Consider the following 12,756-nt stretch of genomic DNA (forward strand, 5'->3'; position numbering starts at 1 on the left):
CATGTCACTCTTCAATTATTCAAACAAAAAAGAAACCGCAAAAACCTTAGTTCTGCAGTTTCCAAATTTTCAACCTCTTAATTGCTATAGTACTATACACAATTAGAGGTGTAAGACTTTAGTGCTGCTTATGAAGTGACTGGGCTTGCTACTTTAGCAATTGTATAATTGATTCCGGACTCTGATTTGCCTGAACAAGCAAAGCTTGAGTTGCTTGAGTTATTATATTATACTGAGTAAATTCCAGCGATTCCTTAGCCACATCAGCATCTTCAATATTTGAATCACTCTTGGTCAATTTTAATTCATAGTCAGAAAGTGAATTACTCATATAAGAAAGATTTGTTTCATAAGCTCCAGCCTTGGAAACATAGCCTGACACCATATCTATTGCTTTATCTATCTTATCCATAGCCGACAAAGCATTCTCCTTTGAAAGTACATTAATTCCACTTAATCCAATATTTTCAACAGTAGCATCAAATAAATCTATTTTAAAAGTATCTTCTGTACGAAAACCTACCTGTAAAGATATAGACTCTAAAGGCGGTGATAATAGATTTTTACCATTGTACTTTGTACCAGCAGCTGTACTATCAATATCTTTCAAAATCTGTTCAATTTCACCCTGGGCAGCTTGTTTATCAAAAGGTCCAGATGTAGCATTAGCCGCCCCCATAGATAACTCCTTCAATCTGCCAAGACTATCATTTACAATGTTGTCCAAAGATTTAGTGACAGCACCTGTTACACCTAAACCCTCCTGAACATTTACCTGTGCCCTTGATAAAGATAAAATTTTAGCTTTTAAACTTGTAGAGATACCAGATCCGGCGGCATTGTCACCAGCTCTGTTAATTTTCAATCCTGAAGATATTTTTCTCATTGATTCCGATCTATTTTTTTCATCTTTAGTCAATTTATTTGCTGTATTTAGATAAATCATATTATGAGTTACTATCATATAAATTCACTCCCCTTGATAAGTAATTCATACAGTATACAATTACTTAATAACATAATAATAGTTTAGTTGTGACTACTGCAGAAATCTATTACATATATATTATATCGATTAATTATTATCAAACTTTAATAAAAATACAATTATTTTTAACTATTAATGTATCATGAAAATTCCCTCTGTATTTTCTTTGGACCAACTCCAGTAAGTACTGGAAGTCAGCCTAAAATGGATTCTCCAGGGGTGCCCTTTGGTAAAATAATTAGTGGTGATATTTCTTCATTTAAAGGAATGGACTCTTCTGTAAAAATGATTTTAAAACTAAATGAAGCACCATCTTGAATATTCATATTTTCCAAGTCATAGTTACCATAGCTACAGAACTTGCTATCAACTTTAACAGTAAACCTCCACAATCTTCTTTTGCTTTTCATGAACTTTAACCATTACTTCTTCTACCTTTCCTATTACTCCCTTAACCTTCCTAAAATCAAAGATTAAAAGATACCCTTTCTCTAATCCATACTGCTCTAAATATTCACCTAGCTGTACAATTCCTTTTTCATGATACTTATCTCCACGCCATATTTTAAGCTCCAGTATATATATCTTCTTTTCATAAGTTATAACTATATCAAACCTTTTTTCTTCTCCACCTTTTACTTCCTTAAAAGCAAAACCTGTGCCGTTTATTATTGGGCTTAAAAATGCAAGAAATAGCAGTCTCCCGTCTTCTTCTAAGAAGCCTTCTCTTTTCTCTGAATACTCATGTTTCATGAAATCCTGAAACTTTAATAATACTTTAGCTATATCCAAGTTTCCATCTCTTTTTATAAATTCTGATCTTTCATTGTAAAAACTTAAATTCGTAGAAGTCTCTATTAAAGAACTCATATAATCGTATATTTTTTGTTCGTAAATTCTATTATGAATCTTTAGTTTTCCCTGCTCATCCTTAAACATTCCATATATTACGCCTAATTTTATAGTAGGATTATCTTTATTATAAGTAATTTCACTACCATCTACGGTTATCTTCTTTATCAATTCTTTTAAAGTGATATTATTTTCTAGATTTTTAATCAAACTATCAAAATTAGTATTGCTATCTTTTAAAAGTTCTTTGACAGCTCTGTCCATATATTCCTTATCCCACTTTAGTTGTTTTATGTCCATAATTTTTTCATCTATTATTTTACAAAGCTTACTAACAAGAAAAGGATATCCTGAAGTGTAAAAATAAATTTTTTCTGAAAAATATTCCTTATCTAATTTTACTCCTCTATTTTTTATATAGTCATCAAGCATAGTACCTATTTCTTCCTTTGAAAAACTCATATCTATATCAAAATCTGAAGCTATGTTCCAAGGACTGTTGTATTTATGCTCTTCATCTGATCTTATCTTTAACTTTAAACTTTTTACATCATGTACTCCTGCCAATATTACACTATGAAAAGTTTTATCTTTTCCCGAATTCCTAAGTAAATACTTGTTTCTCAACATACCTAAAAAGCTCAAAAATAGCTGATTATTGCTACTTTTATCTACCTCATCTATCATAAGTACTACTTTTTTATTAACTTTTATAATAAACTTTGTTATGGCATAGGATAAATCATCCATAGTCTCAACTTTAGGTTTTTGCTCTTCAATAAATTCTGATAATTCTTCATGCTCTAATAAAAGGCTTCTTTCAACTAAATTCAAAAAGCCTCTAGTAAATCGCTCTTCTTCTTGAAAAATTAGATCTCCTACTCCTTCGAAGCTTATTGATACAGTTAAATACTCATTATTTTTATCAAGGCTTCTTTCAAGCATGTATAAAGTTGTAGTTTTCCCGTATTGCCTTGGTCTATTTATTATAAAATACTCCTCATTTTCTATGAGTTTCATTATATTCGTCAATTTTTCTGATATATCTACCATATAATGCTTTTCAGGTATACATGTACCCGTAACATTAAATCTCTTTTCCATAGCCTTCTCACGCCCCTTATATATTAGTATTTTACCATATCAAACTGAATTTAAACATAAAAAGAAACTGCAAAACCTTAGTTCTACAATTTCTAGCTTTTAAACTCCATGAGCAATATTATCAATTCATATAATTTATAGACTTAATCAAAATTTTAAAAATAGAATAAATACCAATACATATAGCTGAAGATGTAGAATTTATGTAAAGTATGTTTCTTATAACTGACAACATTATAATTAATCTCTCGTACTTAATTCTAAAATCACTTTCCACCATATTTTTTCGCATTAGTTTTTCTTTATAATCATTTGAATAAACTACACAAATTTTCATGATGCTCTCCATATAAAAATTATTTTACTAATATAATATTATGTAAAAATATTATTGGTACATGTACATACCAAAATATAATATTCCAGTAATATATCATTAGACTCTATTGGTGCAAGTAGGATATCAGAACTCCAAACCTTTTATTTCTGTATTATATGTCCTTTTTAGGGCAAATTCATCAATACCAAAATATTCTAAGCTCTTTGAATATTATTCACAACTTCTGGATCCTGTGTCTTTGCGAAGGGAATGAGTTTGCTGCTATCCTCACCTTCCATTTCCAACTTAAATCCATTTATCTCTACATCTCCGCTTAATTCAATTACAAGACATCTAGTACCATTTTTATCAACAACTTGTTTAACTGAACTTAAATCTCTTGGATTAATACTTATACTAGTTTCTTCATTTTCAATTTTTATAGATTTACTTCTAAAATCCGGAATTATATTTTTTACCTTAAACTCGTAATCTCCTCCACAAATTTCTTCAAAAGAACTTTCTAAAACTTCAGTATTATCTATTCCACTATCTTCTAAAACCCTCTTAATTTCTTTCATATTCATAGTAGGTTCCTCTTCATCCATACTATCTTCTAATTTTTCATTGATTTTTTCATAAATTTCCTGCATAGCATCAGCTTTTATTTTATCACCAATTACATCATTCAATATAGCATTAAATCTCTCTTTTTCTTCTATAGCAGTATGTTTTATAGTACAATTTAAAACCTCTTCAACAAATTTCAAATTCAATTGTTTTGATTTTGAAGAATAGTATATAACTTTATTTACATCCATATTTCCATCACTAAAGCTGGGAAACATAAATCCATCTAAAGGTGAATTTAAATTTATTGTAGTATCTAAGGCAGAATTAGATTTAAAAGTTCTTTCTTCATAGTCAAATTTCAAAACTCTTTTAGGAATATCTACTTTGTTTATACTACATAAAATAAACTGGATAGCTTGTACCGAATCTTCTACTGATTCATCTATTTCTTCTCTTCTTTTTTTGCTTCCTTTGTAGTACTCAGCTTTTACAAAGTTTATTACTATATCTGTATCATATGTATAGTTTTCAGATATTTTTTCTACTATTTTATCAGCATATTCTGCTACCCTTTCTTCTGAAGTCAATGCCTTATATAGTACATCTTGTGTACTTTCTTCTAAATTTTCACTATTAAAATTCAATTCAAATATTTTTGTATCTATGGTTCCAGTAAGAACCTTTTTGAAATTATTCAAATAAAGTTCCTTTATTTCAACTTCTAACATATCAAAATAACTAAGTTCTTTCTTTATAATTTCATTATTATCTTTTTTTAAATATATACTATATACTTCCTTTATAGACATCATATAGCTGTTTAATTTAAATTCTTTTCTTAAATCAACTAATTCTTTTTTATTCATATTCATTACCTCGGCTTTCTTTTTAGGATAGTTATATCCAAATAATATAAGATTTAAGACTCCAATTCATAATTTTATTCCAATAAATATTATTCTACTTAAAAGCTCTAAATCCTTTAAAAATTCTATTTACCTATCCTTTTTCAACTCCTTCTTCAATTCCCTCTTCTCTTATCGTTTTTCCTATTTCAGTCATAGTTTTATCCATCTCCTTTAACTTTTTCTTAGTTATTTTATCTTCAAATTTATCCAGCAACGCATAAAGCATACTCATACATTCCAATTTAATTTCATTATCTTCTATACTTACACTGCTATAAATATTATTAGGAACAGCAAATACTTGTTTATTTTGTCCTTTTGCAAATTTAGCAGTAATAAGAAAGCCACTTTTTTCTCCTTTTAAATATGTACATGATTATTTATTAAACAATAGCATATAATTTCATACTGTTTTCCAAAATACTCAATAGCTCCTTCTATTATAGTCAGATATACCTGAAAATCTTCTTCATCTCTAAAAATGTCATTACTTCTATTACCTCTAGCTGTTATGTGATAGGCTGCATTAGGATACCATGTTCTAGCCTCACTAGTCATTAAATTAATCTTCCTTCCCATAATGTTATTTTCTTTAATTCTTAACACTTTTTTAGAAGTTTAAACTTAAAAATAAAAAAGAATCACCACGAAAATGATGATTCTCCTTTATTATTATTCTATTTAACTTATCTTTTTCATTCATACTTTGTTCACAATCCTCAGGGGTCCTTGCGAACGGAGTGAGCTTGCTATCTTTTTGGTTCATAATTTATTTACAACCCCGGAGAGTCCTTGCAAACAAAGTGATATTGCTCTAACATTACATGTATCTTTTTCAATTTATATAATTATATATATACATTATTTTTTTAACACATTTCACCTCCGCATTATATGGATAATGCGAATATAACTATATATAAATTTGCTGTTCAAAATTATGAGATTAACACAGCTAATCATATTGAAAATATAATGAAATAAAGAACTAGTCCATCTTGGTTTCCTCCAAAATTTCATTCCCAATTTGGGGAATTGTTGTATTTTTACAAATCCTCAAATAATGTAATAGATTCAAAAATAATGAAAGCATCCAACACTTTACAATTTACATGATTTTCAAAGAATTTTAATTTCTCCTTAACACTTTGTTTAATGTCATACGTCAATAAATGTGATTGGTGATCAGATACAAAGAAATCGCTATAATCACTGTCATATTGGCTTTTTAAGCATCTAATAGTTTGAAAGCTATATTTCCGCAAACTCTTCATTACTTGAAACGACAGAATTGCTGTTTCCTGATAATTTTGCGTTAGGCATTCCCAGCAATTTAGAAGAGTTCTGCATATAGTTAGAATATCGTCATATGGTAACTCAACCTTACTGGTCTGAAAATCATATTTTAAATTCTCATAATATTGGTAAACAAGCTCTATATCTCTGGTAATACAATTAAGGTTAGACACTGTGTCAATACATACCACTTTGGCATCTCCCTTAGCAATAAAAAGTGATTTTAAAAATTTACAATAACCATCCCCATCGTAATCTTTTGCTGGAATAACAATGTTATGGGCATTATACAACTTAGCTTCTTCTATAAAATTGGCTGTATTATATCTGATTCCAATAAAATCTTTATCTTGCCTTACCCATGACATTAACATTTGGGGAATTATATATTCCTCGACAAATCCTGCATTCCTGTTTTTTACAATCAGTGAGCAGGCAGCAATCAAAGGAATAGTTCTACATGCTCGACGGATAGCACTGAAAGCTTCCATATTAGGGCCGTGATTTAGTATACTTAATTCCACATCATGAAAATAAAGTAATGGATTGATATTAAGATATAACATCTTATACTTGCCGTGTTCATCTTCGTTGACATGATACTTTACAATATTAAATTTTTGAGGAAGATTACATTCGTACCAAGTCAATATGGGCTGAGTTGACATATATGTACATGGAATCCCAGGTAAACTGAAGCGTCCTTGGCTTGCATATTGCCGCTTATCATACGGGATATGAAGCATTTCCTGTGAAGAATAAACCTTATTTTCCTCTGTAGGGCGTATTCGGTAATAGCTGGATTCAAATTGATATGTATATTCAATATACGAAAATAGCAAATGTTCTTTAACGCTATCCATAAAGCTGACTTACGGACAGTGAATTGCATTAAATAAGAATAATAAACATAAAAATCATTTACAAGATTATATTTCCAAATAGTAATAATGCAATAATATGCTTATAAAGATAATATAATCATAAACATGAAATTAATGTAATAGAGAATGGGTATACTGGTGCCTTACTATTAAAGAATATATTTACTTTTTTTGCCATATTAGATGTCATAAAGTATCAAATTAAATTTTAAGGCATATTTTTTTCTATTAGAATCATAACATCTGTTAAACCATGTCAATCCACTGCTGAATAAGCTGTATATTCTAACTATTTTATTTCTTATCTTTTTAGTTGCGCCTATTATCTTACTCTTCTTATTCTTAGAACAATCTGCTCCTAATATTATCATCCATGTATATGCTATACATAAGCATAAATATAAGTTTTCAAAATATATAAGACTGTTTGTCCATGTATCTTCCATATTGAAGCCACTGGATTTTAAATCTCTAAACATTTCTTCTATAATAAATCTTTTCTTATATTCATTAACAGCATTCTTACTATCAAGATTGGTTACTATATACCAGGTATCCGCTGCTTCTTCTGCCTTACAAACTGCTAAATTGCATCTATATTTTTCAGCACTTAGTAAAATTCCATTAAACTTTTTTACGCCTTTTTTTAGAGTTTTTATATCTCTAAGGTATTTTATTTTTTCTTTCCCTTCTATATTTACAAGCATATCATTGGTACATCTTATACAATATTTCCATCCTATTTTATTTATAAACTTAAATAAATCTATACTCTTAAAACCTCTATCTGCCAGCAATACAACTTCATAATTATATGAACTTATAAGATCCTTAATCTCTTCTATTCCCTGTTTTATATGTTTGAAATTTTTATTATCTTTTTCATTATATTCAAATATTTTATACCATAGTGGAACTGCTCTTTTTCCCACTTTCAGCGAAAATTTAAGTATTAAAAATTTATCTTCCAGTGTTGTATGGTCAAATATTACAACCAGTTTATTAGTGGTACTTCTTTTTATATAATTTATCATAATTTCATCGATAAAATTATAATATAGGTAGTCTGACTTTATTGTTGAACTTGAAAAAAATCTATAAATTCTTTTTATTTTACTTTCTTCATTGGCTTCTGTATAGTAATCCTTTAGCTTTTCTGATATTTCTGAGATTATAACTGATTTTGATAACAATATTCCCAAAACAATATATACTAAATTTTTTAGTTTCTTGGATGATATGGGTAAAATCTCATATAGCATTTTTCCTAATTCTGCGGTAATATATTCTTGATTGTTAAGCATAGCCAATTCTCCTTTTTTATAAGTTTGTTTGTCCGAATTTAACTTATATTTTAGGGCTTGGCTATGTTTTTTTCTATCCTTTTTTTCATGTTACTTTATTCCATGTTAATTTTTCTCTTTTTACTGTCCTTACGTCAGATCCATAAAGACAAAAAATGTCTCGTATGCTTCCTTTATACTGTATCTATCATAATCGACTAAGCATTTAATAATCCCATTGCATACATTAAATCCTCCCATTTCTGGTTGTTTATTTTCCGAAGTGCAGATAACAGAATCCCTTCGCTCCACTGCTATTACAGCATTTTCATCACTACTACGAATTCTTCCGCAGCTAAACCTTGCATCGCTACTTTCATCCTTGTCGTGTCAGCGCTTGGATTTTTCGCTTATCATCAAGGTTCAGCTTTCTCCTGTTCCTTATAAGAGCCTATATCGTGCTCCTGCAGCCTTTACGCCGACAGCCATTCGGTCAATAAACAGGCACCCACCGAATTTATCCCAGTTGTGGCTAAATCATCTGGTTTTGACTGCAATGAACCCATTAACGACGCTTCACGGGCTATTCACTTTCGTTCAGCTTCACGATGCACACCTGACTGCTACCGCAGCCTTTTCCATACGCGCTCAGCACCACAACTTTTGGTTGCAGCACCCAATGGTGGTTTGAAACCTGCACCTGTATGCCGGCTCCGGAGGGCCCACCTCCATCTCTTTCAAAGCACATCCGACTGCTACGCTATTCTTTTCTTTGCACAGTCGTTCTTTCATGACACACTTAGCCTAATTGGTAGTTGGATAATGGGAATTTTAAAATGTCTGCAGTTACGTCATTTTAGAAGAATACGAATTAATAATTTGGTATGATTCTTTATTCGTAAAATTTATAAAGCTGTTTAACACTTACTCCTTCAGCCGTAAAAATAATTGAATTGTTATTATTAAATCCGTTCAAAGAGTGAATTGTTTTTTCTTTTATTGACACTTTCCATTTTTTATCAAAATCAATTTTAAAACAAATATATGCTTCCAATTTTAATGGTTCAAATACTATCGAACAAAGAGTTGTATCCTGACATGTTCTTCTTAAGACGTCAAAAGCATCATTTATTCCAAAGTTATTAATTTTATCATTTATATTCTTATATGCTTTTATATATCTATCAGCACCACATCCGTAAACTTCGTCAAATTTTTGATTTTCAAAATTGCCATTTGGGAAATTTGTCATAACAATAAATTTGCCATCTATTTTACTTATAACATTAGTATTTATTCCCTCTTCGAGAATTACAGCATCACCGTATTTATCTGCAATTATAGTATGTAAGCCCATATTGGGAAAAAAAGGGTTTGTAGAAAAGAAAGCATTTCTATTATTTAGAATATCTAAAAAATCTGATACTTTGTCCCCTACCCTTAATGATTCTTCAATAACATCAAAAACAAATACATTATTTCCATTACTACATGGTTGAAAATTTGGGCTATATTCTAGCGCTTGGGTACATATAAATAAGCCATTACTATTAATACCAGCAATATCTCTATAAATATTATCCATTAATCCTGAAAAGTAAAAAACATCACTATCAGCATAATTATAAATATTTAGCTTTAAATCAATGTCATTTGAATCAAAATTCATGCCATAAATTGGATTGTTTTGACTATATACTGCAAAGCTTGTGCACATTTTAGAAACCTCCTTCAAAACTAATTAATCAAACAATTTTACATAATTAAAAAATAATATACAAATTAAATATATTTCTATCTATTATATCATTATATCTAACTGTTCCGACGGAATATTTTACAAATGCGTAGTATCTATTTCTAATAAAATAAATCAAATAAGTAAACTACCTTAATAAAATACCTAACTATCGAATTTCCCATTATAGACATAATTTTCCTAGATAAAATACGTGTGTATAACATAATTTATAATTATAGTTAATTATACCATTATCAGCCACAATATTACATATTATTCTAATAATATCTTTCATTAAATATCCAATATATTATTTCTATTCAAAAAAGGCTTTCCAAAACCCTGGAAAACCCCATAAATAGCATGGTAAGTTAATTTGAACCTTTAACCAATGGTTTTGTTTAAATGCATATAATAGCTTTCTATAATTTGCTGTAACTGTTGTTATTACTAGATTTATTAACTATTATCTTCTGCCAAAAACTAAAGATTTCTGAAACTCGTGTGGGAAAAGTGTAGGAAAAATCAAATTAGTTTATTGTTTAAATAGACTGACTTTTAATCTATTCTTCTTAAAGTAAAATTTTGCAAGTTCCAAATTTTACACCCTAAGAGTATTTGAGGCTCCAACAGCATTGCTTGTTACATTTTTTACTTTAGTTTTTCCCTCACATCTGCGTCTATACTCTTGTATCTAGATGCTGTCCTAGATTTAGATGTTCAGCAACATTGTCCGTAATCTCTATCATCTTAGTAGCAATTTCTTTATCAGTATCCATAGTCATCTTCATTACTGCTATTCCCGCTAATTCTTTCACCTTTGATTAACTCATTACCATTGATAATTATGCTATATCCATTGTTAGCTCTCAAATATTTAGAGAAAAGAAGCCAGAGCTTTCACCCTGACTCCTAATTATTATTCTTGTTAGTTTTCCAATTATCTCAATAATTGAAGGACCTGTTGAGGTTGCTGATTTGCTTGCGTTTCATCAGTGATTTTTCAATCATCGCCAGACTATATCTTCACCCAACAGAGATATTTGTACTTTATTATTTATACTTTGTTCTCTGTTTCGGGGTTGGGCACTTCGGGAAACCTCATCCCTACAGACCTCATAGACTTGCAATTAAAAGTTATGAATTAAGAGTTAATATTTATTGTTAGAATTCAATTCATTGAATTTCTTCATTCACCTTTCACTCTTCATTTTTAACTCTTAACTGTTTAACCCGTTCGTCTTAGTCGTTGAACCTTCTCCAACCTTTCGGTACAGGAGCTTGGCTGCTGATTATCCAATCTGTTTGCTTTTTAATCCTTCACGCCTGTCCTTTCGAACTTCGTTGTAGAGAAACAGCTTAAGGAAGTTCCAGCAATTCACCCAATGTGTGCTTAAAGATTACCCTTTAAGAGACCCTGAAATAATCAACTATCTAAGAAGTTGTAAAACCTGCTGTGGTTGATTATTTGCCTGAGCCAACATAGCTTGAGCAGCCTGAGAAAGAATATTGTTTTTTGAGAATGTTGACATTTCTTTTGCCATATCAACGTCTCTGATTCTTGACTCAGCTGAAGTTAAGTTTTCAGATGCTGTTCCTAAGTTGTTGATAGTGTGCTCTAATCTGTTTGTGAAAGCTCCAAGCTTAGCACGTTCAGCAGATACAGTCTTAGTTGCTGCATCAATGGAAGTTATTGCACTTGATGCACCAGTAGCTGTAGATACATCTACTGAAGATAATCCTAATCCAGAAGTAGTCATATCTGCAATAGATAAACCTATTGTTTGTCCTTCATTAGCACCTATCTGGAAAGTGTTTTGAGTTCCAGCAATTACAACATCCTTGGTATCTAAATCTCCAGCTGTATATGCTGCATTTGTCTGAATAGTAAGGGATTGTACGCCTGTAGCCACTCCATTAGTTGCATCCCATCCAGAAAAAGATATAGTTCCTGCTCCATTAGCAGCTATATCTGTTGCTTTAGCAACAATTGTAGCACCACTCTTTAAATCATAACCACCACTACCATCATCTGCGATAGTATAAGTACCTGCAGCCAAGCCTCCGCTAGTTACTACACTAGCTACTCCAGTTACGGCTAAAGCAGTTGTTGCTGTTGCATCCTGTGTTACATTTGTACCAAAGCTACCATCTAAAAGTTTTTGAGTATTAAACTCAGTTTGAGTACCTATTCTTGTTATTTCAGACTTTAACTGACTAACTTCACTTTGAATAGCAGTACGATCATCATCTGTGTTAGTTCCATTTGAACTTTGTACAGATAGTTCTCTCATTCTCTGAAGGATTGAACTTGTTTCATTTAAAGCACCTTCTGCAGTCTGAGCTAATGATATAGAATCTTGAGCATTGCTTGAAGCTTGGTCAAGTCCTCTAATTTGGCCTCTCATTTTTTCAGAAATAGCTAATCCTGCTGCATCATCTGCTGCAGTATTAATTCTAAGACCTGAAGAAAGTTTTTCCATTGATTTACTTGCATTGTTTGAGTTAATGTTCATGTTTCTGATAGCATTATTAGCTGCTAAATTGTGATTAATTATCATAATATTTACCTCCCTGATTGTTAACGGACATCCTTGTCCTGTTTTGATTTATAGATAACTCCTTCATTAAGTAACAGTAGTTATGTTATTACTTAATTTGGAAGTTTACTAACTTTGAAAGAGTGTATTCACTTTTTTATTTACACAAATACTTGTATAAGTTAACTATCTTTTTATAGCAAACTTAAATGCCTTTTTATAAACTAAGCTCTCTTTCAACTCCTAACCTCCTAAATGTAATATACCT

12 protein-coding genes are annotated in these 12,756 nt (G+C 30.4%); 1 reads left to right on the forward strand and 11 read right to left on the reverse strand.

Annotated elements, in window-relative coordinates:
- Positions 1-148 precede the first annotated feature (148 nt).
- Positions 149-964: a flagellin gene (locus tag CLOPA_RS13840; RefSeq protein WP_015616074.1), complete on the reverse strand. Its 816-nt coding sequence runs from the start codon at positions 962-964 to the stop codon at positions 149-151.
- 159 nt (positions 965-1,123) lie between these two features.
- On the opposite strand from CLOPA_RS13840, the gene CLOPA_RS24445 reads away from it, so the two are divergent.
- The gene (locus CLOPA_RS24445; RefSeq protein ID WP_080648318.1) at positions 1,124-1,306 is read left to right on the forward strand and encodes a cyclophilin-like family protein; all 183 of its coding nucleotides are present in this window, start codon (positions 1,124-1,126) and stop codon (positions 1,304-1,306) included.
- Positions 1,307-1,360: 54 nt separating this feature from the next.
- Here the strand turns inward: CLOPA_RS24445 and CLOPA_RS13845 are convergent, their stop codons facing one another.
- The 10 genes from CLOPA_RS13845 to CLOPA_RS13885 all read right to left on the reverse strand — a co-directional run bounded on the left by CLOPA_RS13845 (position 1,361) and on the right by CLOPA_RS13885 (position 12,509).
- On the reverse strand, positions 1,361-2,944 hold the full coding sequence (locus CLOPA_RS13845) for an AAA-like domain-containing protein (protein ID WP_015616075.1): 1,584 nt from the start codon (positions 2,942-2,944) through the stop codon (positions 1,361-1,363).
- Between the two features lie 121 nt (positions 2,945-3,065).
- The gene (locus CLOPA_RS13850) at positions 3,066-3,281 is read right to left on the reverse strand and encodes a hypothetical protein (protein WP_015616076.1); all 216 of its coding nucleotides are present in this window, start codon (positions 3,279-3,281) and stop codon (positions 3,066-3,068) included.
- Between the two features lie 197 nt (positions 3,282-3,478).
- Positions 3,479-4,702, reverse strand: coding sequence for a DUF4317 domain-containing protein (locus tag CLOPA_RS13855; RefSeq protein ID WP_015616077.1), 1,224 nt, complete (start codon positions 4,700-4,702; stop codon positions 3,479-3,481).
- Between the two features lie 133 nt (positions 4,703-4,835).
- On the reverse strand, positions 4,836-4,970 hold the full coding sequence (locus tag CLOPA_RS26505; protein ID WP_278245985.1) for a hypothetical protein: 135 nt from the start codon (positions 4,968-4,970) through the stop codon (positions 4,836-4,838).
- A 134-nt stretch (positions 4,971-5,104) separates the two neighbouring features.
- Positions 5,105-5,323: a hypothetical protein gene (locus tag CLOPA_RS13860; RefSeq protein WP_155241916.1), complete on the reverse strand. Its 219-nt coding sequence runs from the start codon at positions 5,321-5,323 to the stop codon at positions 5,105-5,107.
- A 467-nt stretch (positions 5,324-5,790) separates the two neighbouring features.
- Positions 5,791-6,903, reverse strand: a complete 1,113-nt coding sequence (locus CLOPA_RS13865) for a hypothetical protein (protein WP_015616078.1) — start codon at positions 6,901-6,903, stop codon at positions 5,791-5,793.
- A 200-nt stretch (positions 6,904-7,103) separates the two neighbouring features.
- Positions 7,104-8,228 (reverse strand): IS4 family transposase, encoded by a 1,125-nt coding sequence (locus tag CLOPA_RS23850; protein ID WP_015614406.1) that lies wholly within the window; start codon positions 8,226-8,228, stop codon positions 7,104-7,106.
- A gap of 871 nt (positions 8,229-9,099) precedes the next feature.
- Positions 9,100-9,924, reverse strand: a complete 825-nt coding sequence (locus tag CLOPA_RS13875) for a hypothetical protein (RefSeq protein ID WP_015616079.1) — start codon at positions 9,922-9,924, stop codon at positions 9,100-9,102.
- Positions 9,925-10,628: 704 nt separating this feature from the next.
- Positions 10,629-10,766, reverse strand: coding sequence for a YjfB family protein (locus tag CLOPA_RS13880; RefSeq protein WP_015616080.1), 138 nt, complete (start codon positions 10,764-10,766; stop codon positions 10,629-10,631).
- Between the two features lie 612 nt (positions 10,767-11,378).
- The gene (locus CLOPA_RS13885) at positions 11,379-12,509 is read right to left on the reverse strand and encodes a flagellin (RefSeq protein WP_015616081.1); all 1,131 of its coding nucleotides are present in this window, start codon (positions 12,507-12,509) and stop codon (positions 11,379-11,381) included.
- Positions 12,510-12,756: the final 247 nt, after the last annotated feature.

The organism is Clostridium pasteurianum BC1, assembly GCF_000389635.1.
GTDB classification, from domain to species: Bacteria; Bacillota; Clostridia; order Clostridiales; family Clostridiaceae; genus Clostridium_I; species Clostridium_I pasteurianum_A.